Genomic DNA, 15,729 nt, shown 5'->3' on the forward strand with positions numbered 1-15,729 from the left:
CGGAGGCCAGAATGGCTCCGCGCCGCCGTGCCACGCCCTCAGGCCACTAAGGGCTGTCCGGCGGATCAACGCCGCGGCCTATCCACCCTGATCCGCCGGACAGCCCTTAGTGGCGCCGACACCCCCGAGGGCGGGGCGCCCCGTTGGCCCACCCCCACCAGAGGTGTTGAGTTGAAGCACACAAGTGCACCTACGCCCCGCACCGTCATCGTCGGTGCCGGTGTGATGGCCCTGATCGCCGCCACACTCACCCTGCAGAGTGCCGAAGCCGCTCCCGCCCGGGGCCCTGACCCCCAGTCGGCAGATGCCGCCGTACAGCGCGCCAAGGCCATCAGCGCCGCCCTCGGCGCTCGCGGCGCCGGTGCCTATTACGACGCCGGTAAGCACCGGCTCGTCGTCAATGTGACCGATAAGGCCGCCGCGGGCACGGTCCGGGTGGCCGGCGCCGAGCCCAAGGTCGTGAGGCATTCCCTCGCCGCACTGGACGCCGCCCGCGCGACCCTCAAGCAGAAGGCCACGATTCCCGGTACGTCCTGGGCCATGGACCCGAAGACCAACCGGGTGGTCGTCGTCGCGGACCGCACGGTCCAGGGCCGCAAGCTGCGGCAGCTCACGAAGGTCGTCTCCGCGCTCGGAGACCGCGCGGCCCTCCATCGGTCGGCGGGCCGGCTCCAGCCGCTGATCGCCGGTGGCGACGCCATCTGGGGGAGTGGCGCACGCTGCTCGCTCGGCTTCAACGTCACCAAGGGCGGAAAGCCGTACTTCCTGACCGCCGGGCACTGCACCAGCGCCATGCGGAACTGGTCCGACGAGCAGGGCGGACCCGAGATCGCGGTGTCGGATTCCAGCAGCTTCCCCGGTGACGACTACGGGCTCGCGCGGTATACCGACGACGACATCGAGCACCCCAGCGAGGTCGACCTCTACGACGGCGACACACAGGAGATCACCGAGGCCGACGACCCGATCGTGGGCCAGCACGTGGAGCGCAGTGGCAGTACCACCCACCTGCGTGAGGGCGACGTCCTCGCGGTCGACGCGACGGCCAACTACCAGGAGGGGACGGTCGACGGCCTGATCCAGACCAGTATTTGCGCAGAAGCCGGCGACAGCGGTGGCGCGCTCTTCGACGACGAGACCGCGCTGGGCCTGACCTCGGGCGGCAGGGGCGACTGTGCCACGGACGGTCAGAGCTACTACCAGCCGGTGCGCGAGGCCCTGAAGGACACCGGGGCACACGTCGGCTGAACCGTCGGCACGACGGCGAAGCGCAATGCCCTGCTGCACTACGGGGTGTGCAGCAGGGCGTCCTTCTTGACGAGCCGCGCCCCCGGTGGGGGCGCGGCCGTGGTGGTCAGCGGTCCTGGGAGAGGGCGTACAGCTCGCCGAGGAGACTGTCCTCCTGGGCGATCAGCTGGTCGAAGGTGCCCTGTTCGCGGATTCCACCGTCGTCGAGGACGATGATGTGGTCCGCCATCTTCACGTTGTCCAGCCGGTGGGTGACCACGAGCGTGATGCGGTCTGCGGCCATCCGGCGCAGCGAGCGGAAGAGCTGGTGCTCGCCCCGGGCGTCCATTTCGCTGGTGGGCTCGTCCAGGATGAGCAGTCCGGGCCGCCGGTAGAGGGCCCGGGCGCAGGCCAGCCGCTGCCACTGCCCACCGGAGAGTTCATGGCCGCCCCATACGGAGCGGGCCAGCAACGTGCCGAGCTCTTCGGGCAGTTCTCGCAGGACGGCGGCCATACCGACCTCCTCGGCGGCCCGCCAGACCTCCTCGTCGTGGTGGTCATGGGCGTGGGGCTGGCCGAGGGTGATGTTCTCGCGGGCGGCCAGGGGCCAGTGGCCGTACTTCTGCGGTACCAGCCCGACGTGCCGCCAGACGGACTCGGCATCGGCCTTGGCCAGATCGGTGCCGTCCCAGGACACTGTGCCGTGGGTGGGCAGGGTCAGCGCGCTGAGCAGCCGGACCAGTGTCGACTTGCCCGCTCCGTTCGCGCCCACCAGGGCGACGACCTCGCCGCGCCGGAGGGTGAGGGAGAGTTTGTGCAGCGCCGGGGAGGTCTTGTTCGGGTAGGTGTAGGCGACGTCGTCCAGGCGGATCTCCTTCGGCGCCGTGACCGTGGCGGTGCCGCGTGCGGTGGTCAGCGTGCGCACTTCGGAGAGGAAGTCGTGGTAGTCGCCGAGGTAGAGGCCGTGATGAAACATCACCGCGCCGTACCTGATGATGCTGTTGAGGGCGCGGCCCGCGGTCTGCGAGGCGACGATGGCGGTCCCGGCCATGGCCAGCGCCATCTGGCCGGTGAGGACCAGCGCGGCGAGTGACGCCCACATGCCGAGCGTGAAGAACCCCGAGAGCGCCGCGGCGACCAGGGTGATCCTCAAGTACGGTCCGGCGCCCGCCAGTTCGCGCCCCTCCACCCGGTCACACATCGTCCGGTACCAGGAATACAGATAGCTGCGCATGGTGTTGGCGCGCACCTCGTCGGCGAGTTCCGAGGTGGTCAGCCACCAGCGCATCATGCCCCGCACATTGCGGGCGGAGAGCGTACGGTCGTGGACCCGGTAGTCGATCCTGGCAGCGATCACCCCGCCCAGTCCGCGGGGGATGACCGAGAGCATCAGCACACCGAGCAGCAGCGGATGCAGCACTGTCAGGACGGAGGCCGCGGAGACCAACTGAACCAGCCCGTTGGTGAGGGTCTTGGCGTCGTCGGCGAGGTCCATGGCACGCAGCGCGCCGATCTCCGCGGCCTGACTGCGGTCCTTGAACCCCTCCTGGTCGTAGGCCGACAACTCGGCTCGCATGTGCAGATCGACGATCGTCAGGTCGGCCGCCGAGGCGACCTGCGGGTTCAGTCGCCGCGTGGCCCAGTCGGCCAAAATCCAGGCCGCCGAACCCACCGCCATGGCGACCCCGGCGACGATCAGAGCCGGCATCGCCTCGTGGAACTTCGCCGCCGCCGTACCGCCTGCGACCAGGGGCTTCATGGCTCGTGCGACGGCGGTGAGCATCACGGCGGTGCCCAACCCCGACAGCAGTTGGCTGACGAGGATGGTGAGCACCATGCGCCGGTCGACCGACCAGGCGAGCCGGGCGGTCTGGAGCAGCGCCGCGGGCACCCGGCGGGCCATCTCCCGCAGTGTCGCGTCGTCCATCGCACGGCGGTGCCGGCGCCCGTTGTAGTCCAGCTCCGGCGGCGGCGTGGTACGGGGCAGTTCACGCCGGGCGGCGGGGACGGACGGCCGGTGGTCCGTCCCCGGGGCGTCGGAAGCGGCGGCACGGGCGGGTGGCAGGTGGTGGCTGAAGGTCCGTTTCATGCGAAGTCCCCCGTCGTCGGTCGAGTCAGCGTGCGGCGGCCGTACGGCGAGCCGGGCCGGAGCCCGGCCGCTGCGCGCGGCCTCGCGGGAAGGAAGCGCCGGATACTCATGCCCACCACCGCGGTGACGGACGTGCTGACGACCCGAAGCCGTGGCGCGCAGCGGCGTCAACCATGGGCCTGCCCTTGGGGGCGAGGCCGGGAGCGTTCTCGAACACGGCGTGAGCAAGGGCGAGCACAGGTACGGGATTCACGGTTCCTCCAGGAGGGAGCGGGTGGTACTGACAATCGAGAAAACGGGCCTGATCGGTGCCCGTAACGGGGATCCGGGGGCGAATCATCGAACGTGAATTCGGCATGGGGGTGGGAAGCCAAGCGGGAGTTCGGTGGCGTGCGACAGCGCCGCGTTCGATTCACTCGTGAGGGTTTGGGTCACTCTTGTGGGGTATTGCGGGGCGCGGTGCCGCAGGGGGCCGGCCGGGGAACGTGGAGCGGCGGGCGGCCGGAGTGCCCGCGGCTCGCGGGGATGAAGTGCGGCGGTGCGGCCCGCCGGTGAGGGGTGCGGGCGCTCGGCGGCGAGGCGTGCGGGGCGCTCGGGGGCGATCGGGTCGATTGTCAGTGGCCCGTGTCAGGCTCGTGAGGTGACCGATCGTGTGGAAGACCCGCTGGAGCCCGGCAACGGCTGGGCGGAGCACGTACGCAGACGGAGCTCCGGCGTGCGGCGGGGCGGCGTGGGCGGTTCAGCCGGTGAAGCGGCGGACGTAGCGCTTTTGCCAGGGGGTTTCGACGGCGTGGGCGTCGTAGTTCCGGCGCACGAACTGCACGGCTTGGCCGGCCGGTACGCCGTCCAGGACCGCGAGGCAGGCCAGGGCGGTGCCGGTGCGGCCACGGCCGCCGCCGCAGGCGACCTCCACGCGCTCGGCCTCGGCGCGGGTCCACACCTCGCGGAGGGCCGCTCGCGCCTCCGCACGGTTGCTGGGCAGCCGGAAGTCCGGCCAGCGAAGCCACCGGACTTCCCAGGGGAGAGGGGGAGGCTGCTTGCCGAGAAGGCAGACGGTGAAGTGCGGCGTCGGCCCGTCCGGCAGCGGTCGGCGCAGGGCGCGCCCTCGGACCAGGCGTCCGGAGGGAAGCTCCAGAACTCCCGGGTCGGTGGCTCTCCAGGTCTCGGTCACGCGCTCACTGTAGTGCTGGGCAGGCGTACGCCGGCCGCCACCGTCGCCCCGACGCCTCCGTCGGCAGCCGGCCCGAGGCTCTCCTGGACCTCCCACCGCGCTCCGGGTCGTACGCCTCGCAGGAGCCCGTCAACTCGCCTCCCGAGACGCTGGGCTGGAAGGGGCATGCACCGCTGGCGGCATGCATCTACCGGCCTTGAGGGTTGTCCGGCAGGGCAGCGCCTTCCCCGGGCGCAGCGCCTCCCCCGGGCGCCAAGATGGAGTACGGCCACTGACGCCCCCGGCCCGTCCGTACTCCGCACCCCCGTACTCCGCACTCCCGCCGCTGTGCTCGGACTGAACTCAGCCGATGAGGGCGTGCGTCAGATGCATCAGGCGTTCCCGGGCGCGGGGGTCGTATGCCTGGTCGTGTGCCCGGGTGTCGGTGAAGCGGTCGAAGTAGCGGCCCGTGGTGGATTCGAGGTCGGGGTCGAGGAGCAGGCGTACGGTCGGCCGCACTCCCTCCTCGACGCCCACCGCGGGCGTCAGGCCGTAGGCGCGCACGCCCTCGGTGTCCATCAGATGCGCCGGGTGAAGGGTGTTCACCGTGACACCGGTGCCGTCGAGTTCGGCGGCCAGCTCGAATGTCGCCGTGATCATGGCGAGTTTGCTGCGGCAGTAGGCGCGCAGTCCCTCGTAGTCGTGCTCCAGCATGATGTTGTCGAAGTCGATGGCCTCCTGTCCGATCGAGGCGACATTGACCACGCGGGCGGGAGCCGAGGCGATGAGCAGCGGGAGCAGATCGCGGATGAGGGCGTAAGGGGCAAGATGGTTCACGGCGAACCGCAGTTCATGGCCCTGCCGGCTCAGCTCCCGTCGCAGCGGCTCGGCGCCCCCGCCCGCGACCGCGTTGTTGACCAGTGCGTCGAGCCGGGGCTCGGCCGCGCGGATCCGGGCGGCCATCGCATGGACCTGGTTGAGGTCGCCCAGGTCGGCGAGGTAGGTGCGGACGGTGGTGTCCGGCGCGGCGGTCCGCACCTCGTTCGCGACGGCATCGAGACGAGTGCGGTCGCGGCCGTGCAGCAGCAGGGTGCCGCCACGGGTGGCCAGGTCGAGCGCGATACCGCGGCCCAGGCCCTGGGTCGCGCCGGTGATCAAGGTGGTTTGTGGGCTCATGCCCGTGATCATGACCCGACGGCTCCCGGTACGGGAGTGTGCGCTGAGCCTGGTGTTGCGACCACCAGCCGCCGTCGTACCCGGTGGGAAGCCGGGGATTCCGCCCGGGGCAACGGTCAATTGCCGTGCCGGAAAATGAAGTTGGGCTCGTCCGACGGCGGATGGATACTGCCGTGATGTTCTCGGACGCCGACGCCGCCGCGCTGTATGACCTGCTGAATCCATGGGAACCCGACAGCCGGCCCAGCGATCGCTTCTACGACGAGCTGGTGGGGGCCGCGGACTCGGTGCTGGACATCGGCTGCGGGACCGGCGCCATGCTGCACTGGGCGCGCGAGCACGGCCACACCGGGCGTCTCACCGGCCTCGACCCGGACCGTGCCGCGCTTGCCCGGGCCCGGCGTCGCGACGACATCGAATGGGTCGAGGGCACCGCGGGGGACGCGGCATGGCAGGCCGCATTCGATCTCGCGACGATGACCGGTCACGCCTTCCAGTGCCTGGTCACCGACGACGAACTGCGGGCCTCGCTCGCCGCGATCCGTGCGGCGCTGTGCGCGGGCGGCCGCTTCACCTTCGAGACACGGCACCCGCAGGCTCGCGCCTGGGAGGACTGGAACCCGTCGAACGCCCGCGACCTCACCGACCCGGCCGGACGCGCCCTGCGGGTCTGGCACCGCGTCGAGTCCCGCGAAGGTGACCTGGTCACCTTCACCGGCACGACGGCGGAGCCCGGCGGCAGGGTGCTCCGCGTCGACCGCACGACCCTGCGCTTCCTCGACGTGGCCGCGCTCGACGCGTTCCTTGCCGGGGCGGGCTTCGGGATCGAGGGCCGCTACGGCGACTGGGGCGGCGGTCCGATCACGGGACGGAGCCGGGAGATCATCACCGTCGCCCGCCGGATGTGACCGGCAGAAAAGGATTCCGGCCCGCCTACCCAACGGCCCGTCACCCCAGATAAGCCGGCGCCAGCGCGGAAGTCATCAGCCGGCGCGGCGTCCCCTTGCCGTCGGCCGGGACGGTCCACAGGTCGGAGCCGTAGTCGCCGGGGAGGGCGTAGACCAGGGTGGAGTTGTTGGCCCACAGTGCCTGGTCGTCGAGGGAGCGGAGCTCGGTGGTGGCGGTTTCGGTCATGCTGCGCAGGTCGAGGACGTACAGCCGCCAGGGGGCGTCGGGGGAGGCGTGGGCCACCCGCTTCTTGTACGCGAGGCGGGTGCCGTCGGGGGAGAGGGAGGGGCATTCGACGTTGCGGTGCAGGGTGGTCAGGGTGCGGGCGGTGACATCGCCCCGGACGAGATAGGTCCGGCCGCCGGTCGCCAGGGTGGCGTAGAAACGGTGGTCGTCGGCGAAGGTGACTCCCCAGATGTTGATGTCGGAGGCGTGGTACGACCGGCCGTCCTTGGTGACGGCGAAAGACTCCAGGTTGGCGTCGATCGCCCAGGTGCGGGTGTCGACGAGGGCGGTGCGGGTGGAGAAGTTCGTGCCCGCGTAGGAGTCCCCGCTGACGAAGACCGTCCAGGCGACCAGATGGCCGGACGGCGAGACCCGGGCGCGGGTGGGGATGCCGGCGGCCGGGAAGTGGCGGCGCTCGTGCAGATGGGAGTCGAGGACGACGGCCCGGTAGGTGTCCCGCAGGGCGCCGTGCTCGGCCTGCAGACAGATGCCGGTGGCCGCGGCGGCGTGGAAGCGCAGGCACTTGATGCCGGAAACGGTGCGTGGTCCCGCAGGCCGGCCGGCGGGTACGGCGGCGATCTCGTCACGGTGCGGGCCCCAGGCGAGGTTGCGCACCAGCAGCTGACGCCCGCCGGGCGGTTGCAGCGCGACGGCACCGGTCCGTACCGGCGGACCACCCGCCTGGTCCTGGTCGCGCGCGCCTGACCGGTCGGCGGCACGCAGCACCGCTGCGGTGCCCACCGTCCCGAGCAGGACGACGGCGGCCAGCAGGATGACCAGGCGGGTGGTGCGGTTCATGCGGACACCTCATCGTCGGTACGGAGGGCGAGCGGGCCCGCGGTGCCGGCGGCCGGCACGGTGGGGATCCCGGCGAGCACCGGGAGAGAGCCCGCGAGTTGAGCGGTGGTGGCACCAACGGGCATGCCACCGGCTGGAGTTCAGCGGCGCTCCCGGCCCGGCACCTCCAGTGATGCCCGGCCGGGGCGCCGGCCACACCGGCACGGGGACCGGTGCGTAGCGCGTCGCGGCACGGCCGGCGGCCGTGCCGCGGCCACCCGCGTCAGTTCCAGATGCCGGTGATGTCGGAGGCGTTGGCGGCGTTGCCGGCGTGGGTGGTCAGACCGGCCAGGTCCTCCACGGTGCGCAGCAGGTTGTAGTGGTTGTAGGTGGTGCTGACGGAGCTGCCGGGAGCGACGTGCTCTCCGTACAGGACCGTGGGGATGCGGTTGCCCGACTGCTTGTTGTCCTCGTCGAAGGTCACCGCCAGGACGCTGTTGTGGGTCTTCGCCCAGGTGGCATAGGCACCCAGATTGTTCTGGAGCCAGGTGTCGCCGGTGGACACCGAGCAGTCGTGCATGTCGTTGCACAGGTTCGGCACCACGAAGGAGACCTTCGGCAGTGTGGTGTAGTCCGTCGGGAACTGCGTCATGGTCTTCGCGGTGCTGGTCGGCACGTTGGAGAAGCCGAACCAGGGGTTGTGCTTCTGTGCGTACTGGCCGCTGCTGCAGACCGTCGAACCCTGGCTGGGCAGCGACTCGTTGTAGCTGGCCCAGGTCTTGCCGGCGCCGATCAGCTCGGAGCCGAGGTTGGCCGCGTTGATCGAACCGACGCCGACGCAGCTGTCGTCGGTGCGGCCCTGGTTGGAGCCGGAGAACAGCATGTAGTAGTTCGGCTCACTGGGGTGGGTCAGGGCGTACGACTGGGTGAGGTTGGCGCCACCCGCCTTGAGCGTGTTGTTGATGTACGGCGCGCCGGAGTTGCCGATGACCTGCGTGTACGCGTGGTTCTCCAGTACCACGACCACGACGTGGTCGGGGGCCGGAAGACCGGCGGCCTGGGCGGTGGAGCCGGTGACGGCCCACAGGCCGAGCGAGGCGGCGGTGAGGGCCATGGCCCCGGCCAGTGCGGTGAGGGTGCGACGGCTGCGCGGGGGAGCCTGGTGTTCGGTCATGACTGTCCTCCTGGACAGAAGTGACGAGCGCGGGGGGTGGGGGCGCCGTAACCCTAGAAGCCGCGCATGCTGCCGGCCGGGTCCGGCGGATGAAGACCAGACGAACGCTTGCCGCCCACAATCGGCCATGTACGGCGCGCACTTCCCGCCATGGTCGGCCGAGCCGCCGTGGTCAGCCGACGGCGCGGGCGATGAGCAGGGCGACATCGTCGTAGTCGTCGGGGTGCCGCAGGGTGCGCAGGAGGTGGTCGCAGGTCTCCTCCAGGCTCAGCCGGGGGGTATCCAGCAGGCCGAGCAGGACCTGGAGCCGGGTGTCGATGTCCTGGTCCCGGGTTTCGACCAGGCCGTCGGTGTAGAGGACGAGTTGGTCGCCGGGGGCCAGGGCGACGGTGGTCGCGTGGAAGGTGACGTCACCCACGCCGAGCGGGGCACCGGTGGGCAGGTCCAGGAGTTCGGGAGCACGGCCGGGCCGGACGACAACGGGGGGCAGATGGCCGGCGGTGGCGATGCGGCACTCGCTGCGGTGCGGATCGTGGACGGCGTAGACACAGGTCGCGATGGACTGTTCCAGACCGGTGCTGCTGCGGTCGACGTGCTGGAGGACCTGCGCGGGGTCGAGCCCGAGATCGGCCAGCGCGCGGGTGGTGTTGCGCAGTTGGCCCATGGTGGCGGCCGCGTTGATGCCGCTGCCCATCACATCGCCGACCACCAGCGCGGTCTTGTCGTCGGCCAGCGGGATCACGTCGTACCAGTCGCCGCCGACCTCGCTGGCCGCTCCGGCGGGCTGGTAGCGGGAGGCGATCTCCAGTCCCGGCTGGGACTGCGGACGCTGCGGCAGCAGGGTGCGCTGGAGGGTGAGGGCGGTGGTGCGTTCGCGCTGGTACCAGCGGGCGTTGTCGATGGACACCGCGGCCCGGTTGGCCAGCTCGCCGGCCAGCACGAGGTCGTCGTCGTCGAACGGCAGCGGATTGCGCAGGCGCTTGAGGTCGAGCGCGCCGAGCACGGTGCCGCGGGCGATCAGTGGCACCGCCATGTACGAGTGCAGCCCGGCACGGGTCAGACGGGCGGCGGACTCCTCGTCGCGGGCGATCCGCGGCAGCTCGTCCGGGGTGACATGCTGCACGAGGACCGGGGTGCCGGTGGTGACACACCGCGTGACCAGCCGGTCCGCCTCGTAGCGGGCGGGTTCGCCGACGGGGTCGGCGGCCCCGACCGCTTCCGTGTCGTAGGCCGCCGCCACCGCCAGCGCACGGAACACCGACTGCCCGGCCGTGGAGGTCCCCGGGCCGGGGGCGTGGTGCAGGGTGGTGTCGAGGATGTCGACGGCGGCCACGTCCGCGAGGTCGGGGACGACGATATCGGCGAGCTCCCGGGCGGTCTGCTCAAGATCGAGAGTGGTGCCGATGAGCACCGAGGCATCGGCGATCAGCGCCAGCCGCTGGCGGGCGTGGTACGCCTCGGTGGCCGCCCGGTGCCGGTCGGTGACGTCGATCACCGATATGGCCACCCCCAGGATGGTGCCGCCCGGCGCCTCCAGCCGGTAGTACGACGCCGACCAGGCATGATCGTGGTCGGGGTCCGCGGGGGTCCGGCCCACGACCGACTGATCGACCTGCGGGACACCGGTGGCCAGCACCTCGTGCATCACCGCCTCGACCGCCTCGGCGTCGAGGAAGGGCAGCGCCTCACGGACCCGCCGGCCGATGTGTGACTCGGCGGGGATGCCGTTGATGCGCTCCAGCGCCGGATTGACGGCCACATAGCGCAGGTCGGTGTCCAGCACGGCCAGACCGATGGGCGACTGCGAGACCAGGCGGGTGGAGAGCGCCACATCCCGCTCCACCTGGCGCAGGGTCGCCTGGTCGGTGGCGAGCCCGAGGGCGTAGACGCCGCCGCTGTCGTCGGTGAGCCGCATATTGCGGAACTCCAGCAGCCGGGTGCTGCCGTCCTTGTGCCGGACGGGGAAGATCCCGGCCCAGGTCTCGCCGCTGTCCATCACCCGGGCGAACAGCTGGAGCACGCGGTCGAAGTCCTCCTCGGCCACCAGCAGCCGGGCCGCGTACTGGCCGAGCGCCTCCCGGGCGGTATAGCCGAGGAGCTGCTCGGCCTGCGGGCTCCAGAGCACGATCCGCCCGGACGCATCGAGGACGACCGCCGCGACGGCCAGCACGTCCAGCAGGCCACGAGGCGGCGGCGGCCCGGCCGAGGCGCGGCCCTCGGACGGGCCGAGATCGGCCTGGAACCCCTCGGTGTCCATACCAGCCGCTCCTGATGCCGCCCGCCGCAACGACGTACGGCCCCTCTGGCCTCGCTCACCCGACACCCCTGAAGACCAGGGGTGCCTTCATCCTCTCTCGACACCGGTGGCTCCCGCAGCTTCACCGGGCGGCGCCGCGGGGTGGCTGGGCACGGAGCGTGCCTGCGCGCGATGTGCCCGGTCAGTGCGCGGCCGGCTCTTCCGGGGCGACGGTGAGTTCGGCGACGGCCCCGCCGTCCGGCGCGTTCGAAAACCGCAGCTTGGTGCCGAGCACCCGAGCCTGCCCGAGGGCGATCGTCAGCCCCAGACCGTGCCCGGCCTGCTTCCCGCTGCCCGGCCGGCTCCGGAACCGCTGGGGGCCGTGGGCGAGCAGCTCCTCGGGGTAGCCGTCGCCGTGATCCCGTACGGTGATCACCGGCCCGTCCACGGTCACCGTCACCGGCGGCCGGCCGTGCTTGTGGGCATTGCCGACGAGGTTCCCCAGAACGCGCTCCAGCCTGCGCTGATCGGTCTCCACCCGGGCGTCACGCACCACCCGCACCTCGGCTGCCAGCCCCGTGGCCCGCACTGCGCGCTCGGCCAGCGGCCCCAGCTGATGCACATCGAGGTCGGCGCGCTCCACCTCCGCGTCGAGCCGGGAGATCTCCAGCAGGTCCTCGGTCAGCCGGCGCATCGCCCGGACCCGTTCCTGCACCATTTCGGTGGGCCGGCCGGGCGGCAGCAGCTCGGCGGCCGCATGCAGACCGGTGAGCGGAGTGCGCAGCTCATGGGCCACATCGGCGGTGAAACGCTGTTCACTGTTCAGCTTGGTCTGCAGACTCGCGGCCATCGCGTCCAGCGCGGCGGCCACGGCGGCGGGCTCGTCCCGGGCGTACCCGGGGCGCAGGCCGCGGGGGTCGTCCACCCGGGCGTCGAGATCCCCGTCGCTGATCCTGCGCGCCACCTGCGCGGTGCGGTGCAGACGACGGGTGACGCCCGAAGCGGCGTACAGCCCGACGAGCAGCGTCAGGAAGATCGCGACGGCCGCGGAGCCGATGATGGCGCGGTCCAGCCCCTGGAGGACCGCGGCCCGCTGGGTGTAGTCCTGCCTGATGGCCAGCGCCGTGCCGTCGGCCGGGGCGACCGCCCACATCACCTGACGGTCGCCGTGCCGGCCGAGCTGGGTGCCGCGCTCGCCCCGCCGCGCCATGTCGCGCAGCGCCGACGGCAGGTCCGAGGGGTTCACCGCCGCGTCGCGGCCGAGGGGCTCGCCGTCGACGTACGCCTCGACCGTCGAGTCCAGCTCGACCAGGGCCGCTTCGCGCGCCTGGTCCGCGGTCTGCCGGCCGACCAGGACATGGACGAGTACACCGAGCACCGCGGCGAGGAAACAGCACATGACGACGGTGAAGAAGGCGGCCTTCCACCGCAGCGTCGCCGTCCACGCGAACAGGCGCCGGCGGGCGGACCGACCGGCGCTCACGGCGCGCTCTTCGGGGGCGCGGTCCGAAGGATCTCATCGAATTCCATGACCCGGAGGATCATGGCCTGGCTGTGGGTGTCCCAGGAGTAGACCGTGCGCATGTCGTAGCCGGGTGTCCCGGTCGGCTCCCGCAGGATCACGTCCCCGCCGGTCACCTCCACCGACAGCGGGGTGGCACTGGCGTCCATGATCCGGGTCACCACTCCGTCCTTGAGCATGAAGACCCACAGGGCCAGGACGTGGTCCGCGCCTTCGATGCCGACGATCAGCTCGTCCTTGCCGTCGCCGTTCAGATCCCGGTACTGCGGAGCCCGTACGGGGCACCGCTTCCGGTCGGTGGCACAGTGTTCGATCTTCTCCGCGGTGGCCGCGTCGAACTGCGGTGAGCCGTCGTCTTCGGAGCCCGCGAGGACCTGCGCCTTGACGACGGTGAGCAGCGGCACCCGGCGGATGTCGCCGGACGGGACGTGGGGCACTCCGCGTAGCGGCGAGGGCTTCTCGCGCGCACCCACCTCATCCTTGGAGGGCTGCGGGGCCGGCGGGCGCTCGGGCCACAGCCGCGCGGGAGCCGAGGCGGCAGCGGTACGCCCCGCGCTCTTGGGCTCTCCGGTTCCTTCCATGCACCCGCTCAGCAGCAGGCCCCCGACCGCCACGCCGAGAACCGGCGGCAGGACCCGTATGCGACCGGGAACCGGCCGGGAGCGGGGGAGGGACACAGCATTTCCAGTCGGTTCAGCGGGAAGGTCATGTGACACACGATGGTGGCTGCTCACTATTGCAGCAATCCCGCGGAAGTGTAACGAAAGGATATGCAGCGACAAAAGGCGCGCTTGCCCGGCAGATTTCCGTGACCGGGCAAACGCGCCTCGAAATGCTCACCGGCCGGCTCGGGGGCTTGCCGCCCTACGGGGCCGCCCGGCGCACCGTGCTGTACGGGTGGATATTCCTCCGCGTGAGGAGGTGATTGCACGTGCGGATTGCGCCGGGGCGTCAGACCCCCGGCACCCGGCGGCACCCTCGGCCAACAGCCGGGCCACCGCCCCTACTTGAGGGGGCGACGAACCCGTCTCCGTGCCCGGAGGGTCAGTATCCCTGTCACTTGTAGGTGATGTCCCAGTGGCTGCTCTCCCGGGCGTAGATGTTGCCCGCGGAGGACTTGTACATGGGTGCGCCGTCGCCTCGCTTGCCGGAGTAGTGGAAGGCGTGCTTGATGTAGTTGCTGACACACGAGGTCGGGGCGATGTCGACCTTGTAGCCGTTCCAGTGGCTCTGCCTGCCCGGCGCATGACCGGTCTCGGTGCCGCCGGTGATGGTGACCGCACAGTGGCTGGCCTTCTTGAAGGCGATGATCCCGTTGACCGTGCCGGAGTTGATGCGCGAGAAGGACGTGCACCGGCGGTTGTTGCGGTCCGAACAGTGACCGCTGGAGGTCCAGCTGATGCCGGCCGCCCGCAGCTTCCGGGCGGCCTGGGCCTGGGTCAGCTTCGTACCGCTGGCGGCCGCGGCGTCCGCGGTGACGAGGGGCGCGACGACCGCGACCGCGGTCAGGGCGACCGCGGCAAGGCGGCTGCGGGCAGACAGGTGTGTGGACAGCATCGAGTTCCCTTCATGAGGACGGTTCGAGGCGGGCCGGCCGGACTCGCACCGCGGGGACCGTCGCCGGACGGCCGGTACGAGCCAGGCCTCGCCGCTCACCTCGCCACCGAGCATGTCGCCGGGGCGGCCGGGGGAACACCGTCGCCGGCCAGGAAGGGAACGCGTGGGACGCCATAGGCGCTGAGCTGCTGGGACGTCGGGGCCCCTGAGGAGATCGTGGGACGCCGGACGCCCCTGCGCGACGGGCACACCGCAGCGCCCGTCGCCCGTGCCGGCACGGACGGCGGCCGGGCGCCCGTACGTCCCTCGGGCCACCCGGCTCGCCGCCGGCCGGCGGCGTTACTCGGCCACGTAGGTGCAGCCCGTCCAGACGAACACCTGGAGCGTATGACCGTCCTGCCGGACCCGTTCCGCCGTCGGCTCGAAATGCTCATAGCGGTTTCCGCAGAGCAGCTTGAGCGGGGACGTCATGTCCGGCACATAGCGGACCCGCTCCTCGTCGGGGACGTAGGTGGTGGGGCCCCCACGAAGCAGTGCGTTCATTTCGTTCATCAGCATGGTCAACTGCCCTTCTTCGAGCCCGTTCGACTGCGTAACGACCGATTTTCGGGGTGACGAATCGCTGGCCGCCATTGGAGCAGCGCGACGCTCGGGAAATCCCTAAAGGGCCGGGCTCCGGGGCGCACCGCCGGACGGCGTTCCCCACCGGTATACGACGCCGGCGGCCGTGCCCGCCCGCGCCGTCGAACGGCCCCGTACGACGATGAAAGACTGGGCATTTCCCCGGGACTTGAGGTGTGACCGGTCACTGCGGTGGTTCCGCCCGGCCACGCGCTCTAGTGTCGGGCCCTGCAGCGCCGTGAGGTACTGCTCCGCGCCGTAGCCCAGCGAGGCGCACCCTCACCGGCGCACAGGACAGGAGAGACCGCGATGATCGACGAGTTACTGCCGGAGACGGTCTCCGCGGCGGAACTCTTCGGTGAACCGCCGGCCGGGGCGCTGCTGCCCGAGGAGGAGCCGCACGTCTCCCGCGCGGTCGACAAACGCAGACGCGAATTCGCGGCGGGCCGCTGGTGTGCCCGCCGGGCGATGGCCGGGTTCGGCGCGCCGCGCGTCCCGATCCTGCCGGGACCGCGCGGGGAACCGCGCTGGCCCTCCGGGCTCGTCGGCGCCGTCACCCACTGCGAGGGGTACGCCGCCGCGGTCGTCGCACGGTCCACGGAGGTGTGCGCCCTGGGCATCGACGCCGAGCCGGCGGAGCCGCTCCCGGACGGGGTCCTGGAGGCCGTGGCGCTGCCCGCGGAACGCGCCGGGCTTCCCCGCCACCCGTCCGGTGCACGGCCGTTGCCCTGGGACCGGATGCTGTTCAGCGCCAAGGAGTCCGTATACAAGGCGTGGTTCCCGATGACCGGGCGCCCACTGGAATTCGAGGACGCATTCCTCTCCTTCGACCCGGACGACGGCACCTTCACCGCGCGGCTGCTGGTGCCCGGATGGCGGCTCGGCGACGAGGTGCTGACCGGCTTCCAGGGGCGCTGGGCCGTGCGGGCGGGCCTGATCGTGACGGCGGTCGTCGTCCCGGCCGCCCAAGGAGGGCGGACGAGCCCGGCGCACGGGTCCGGGGCGGCCACGGAGGCCACGCGGTGAC

14 protein-coding genes are annotated in these 15,729 nt (G+C 71.5%); 3 read left to right on the forward strand and 11 right to left on the reverse strand.

Translation table 11 applies throughout. The features are described 5' to 3' along the window. The first annotated feature begins 171 nt into the window (after window positions 1-171). Window positions 172-1,248, forward strand: a complete 1,077-nt coding sequence (locus BKA18_RS35940) for a S1 family peptidase (RefSeq protein ID WP_429638751.1) — start codon at window positions 172-174, stop codon at window positions 1,246-1,248. A 106-nt stretch (window positions 1,249-1,354) separates the two neighbouring features. Here BKA18_RS35940 and BKA18_RS35945 read toward each other — a convergent pair whose 3' ends face one another. The 3 genes from BKA18_RS35945 to BKA18_RS35955 all read right to left on the reverse strand — a co-directional run bounded on the left by BKA18_RS35945 (window position 1,355) and on the right by BKA18_RS35955 (window position 5,642). Then, window positions 1,355-3,316 (reverse strand): ABC transporter ATP-binding protein, encoded by a 1,962-nt coding sequence (locus BKA18_RS35945; RefSeq protein ID WP_366045074.1) that lies wholly within the window; start codon window positions 3,314-3,316, stop codon window positions 1,355-1,357. Between the two features lie 739 nt (window positions 3,317-4,055). Next, window positions 4,056-4,487 (reverse strand): protein-tyrosine phosphatase family protein, encoded by a 432-nt coding sequence (locus BKA18_RS35950; RefSeq protein WP_366045075.1) that lies wholly within the window; start codon window positions 4,485-4,487, stop codon window positions 4,056-4,058. A 342-nt stretch (window positions 4,488-4,829) separates the two neighbouring features. Continuing rightward, the gene (locus BKA18_RS35955; protein ID WP_366045076.1) at window positions 4,830-5,642 is read right to left on the reverse strand and encodes an SDR family NAD(P)-dependent oxidoreductase; all 813 of its coding nucleotides are present in this window, start codon (window positions 5,640-5,642) and stop codon (window positions 4,830-4,832) included. A 176-nt stretch (window positions 5,643-5,818) separates the two neighbouring features. Between BKA18_RS35955 and BKA18_RS35960 the strand changes: the two genes are divergently transcribed. Beyond that, on the forward strand, window positions 5,819-6,550 hold the full coding sequence (locus BKA18_RS35960; protein ID WP_366045077.1) for a class I SAM-dependent methyltransferase: 732 nt from the start codon (window positions 5,819-5,821) through the stop codon (window positions 6,548-6,550). A gap of 40 nt (window positions 6,551-6,590) precedes the next feature. Here the strand turns inward: BKA18_RS35960 and BKA18_RS35965 are convergent, their stop codons facing one another. From BKA18_RS35965 to BKA18_RS36000, 8 genes are all read right to left on the reverse strand, one after another. Next, window positions 6,591-7,613: a TolB family protein gene (locus BKA18_RS35965; RefSeq protein ID WP_366045078.1), complete on the reverse strand. Its 1,023-nt coding sequence runs from the start codon at window positions 7,611-7,613 to the stop codon at window positions 6,591-6,593. Next, complete coding sequence (locus BKA18_RS35970; RefSeq protein WP_366045079.1) at window positions 7,610-7,738, reverse strand: hypothetical protein; 129 nt, start codon at window positions 7,736-7,738, stop codon at window positions 7,610-7,612. The genes BKA18_RS35965 and BKA18_RS35970 overlap by 4 nt, the downstream gene beginning before the upstream one ends. A 137-nt stretch (window positions 7,739-7,875) precedes the next feature. Beyond that, entirely contained in the window at window positions 7,876-8,766 is an 891-nt protein-coding gene (locus BKA18_RS35975) for an alkaline phosphatase family protein (protein WP_366045080.1), read from the reverse strand. A gap of 172 nt (window positions 8,767-8,938) precedes the next feature. Then, complete coding sequence (locus BKA18_RS35980) at window positions 8,939-11,023, reverse strand: SpoIIE family protein phosphatase (protein WP_366045081.1); 2,085 nt, start codon at window positions 11,021-11,023, stop codon at window positions 8,939-8,941. Between the two features lie 181 nt (window positions 11,024-11,204). Then, entirely contained in the window at window positions 11,205-12,485 is a 1,281-nt protein-coding gene (locus BKA18_RS35985) for a sensor histidine kinase (protein WP_366045082.1), read from the reverse strand. Further along, window positions 12,482-13,105, reverse strand: coding sequence for a hypothetical protein (locus BKA18_RS35990; protein WP_366045083.1), 624 nt, complete (start codon window positions 13,103-13,105; stop codon window positions 12,482-12,484). Before BKA18_RS35990 ends, BKA18_RS35985 begins: the two co-directional genes overlap by 4 nt. Before the next feature lie 475 nt (window positions 13,106-13,580). Further along, entirely contained in the window at window positions 13,581-14,081 is a 501-nt protein-coding gene (locus tag BKA18_RS35995) for a hypothetical protein (RefSeq protein WP_366045084.1), read from the reverse strand. Between the two features lie 339 nt (window positions 14,082-14,420). Next, the gene (locus BKA18_RS36000; protein WP_040901966.1) at window positions 14,421-14,639 is read right to left on the reverse strand and encodes a DUF5988 family protein; all 219 of its coding nucleotides are present in this window, start codon (window positions 14,637-14,639) and stop codon (window positions 14,421-14,423) included. A 372-nt stretch (window positions 14,640-15,011) separates the two neighbouring features. Here BKA18_RS36000 and BKA18_RS36005 point away from each other — a divergent pair, with 372 nt between their 5' ends. Next, on the forward strand, window positions 15,012-15,728 hold the full coding sequence (locus BKA18_RS36005; protein WP_366045085.1) for a 4'-phosphopantetheinyl transferase family protein: 717 nt from the start codon (window positions 15,012-15,014) through the stop codon (window positions 15,726-15,728). The last annotated feature ends 1 nt before the right edge of the window (window position 15,729 follow it).

Origin of the sequence: Streptomyces auratus, assembly GCF_050433025.1 — a bacterium.
Taxonomy (GTDB): Bacteria; Actinomycetota; Actinomycetes; order Streptomycetales; family Streptomycetaceae; genus Streptomyces; species Streptomyces sioyaensis.

Excerpts from the sequence above, each read along its gene's own strand:
- BKA18_RS35975 (WP_366045080.1), bottom strand. The coding sequence starts at position 8,766 with ATGACCGAACACCAGGCTCCCCCGCGCAGCCGTCGCACCCTCACCGCA.
- BKA18_RS36000 (WP_040901966.1), bottom strand. The coding sequence starts at position 14,639 with ATGCTGATGAACGAAATGAACGCACTGCTTCGTGGGGGCCCCACCACC.
- BKA18_RS35995 (WP_366045084.1), bottom strand. The coding sequence starts at position 14,081 with ATGCTGTCCACACACCTGTCTGCCCGCAGCCGCCTTGCCGCGGTCGCC.
- BKA18_RS35960 (WP_366045077.1), top strand. The coding sequence starts at position 5,819 with ATGTTCTCGGACGCCGACGCCGCCGCGCTGTATGACCTGCTGAATCCA.
- BKA18_RS35990 (WP_366045083.1), bottom strand. The coding sequence starts at position 13,105 with ATGGAAGGAACCGGAGAGCCCAAGAGCGCGGGGCGTACCGCTGCCGCC.
- BKA18_RS35970 (WP_366045079.1), bottom strand. The coding sequence starts at position 7,738 with ATGCCCGTTGGTGCCACCACCGCTCAACTCGCGGGCTCTCTCCCGGTG.
- BKA18_RS36005 (WP_366045085.1), top strand. The coding sequence starts at position 15,012 with ATGATCGACGAGTTACTGCCGGAGACGGTCTCCGCGGCGGAACTCTTC.
- BKA18_RS35955 (WP_366045076.1), bottom strand. The coding sequence starts at position 5,642 with ATGAGCCCACAAACCACCTTGATCACCGGCGCGACCCAGGGCCTGGGC.
- BKA18_RS35965 (WP_366045078.1), bottom strand. The coding sequence starts at position 7,613 with ATGAACCGCACCACCCGCCTGGTCATCCTGCTGGCCGCCGTCGTCCTG.
- BKA18_RS35945 (WP_366045074.1), bottom strand. The coding sequence starts at position 3,316 with ATGAAACGGACCTTCAGCCACCACCTGCCACCCGCCCGTGCCGCCGCT.
- BKA18_RS35980 (WP_366045081.1), bottom strand. The coding sequence starts at position 11,023 with ATGGACACCGAGGGGTTCCAGGCCGATCTCGGCCCGTCCGAGGGCCGC.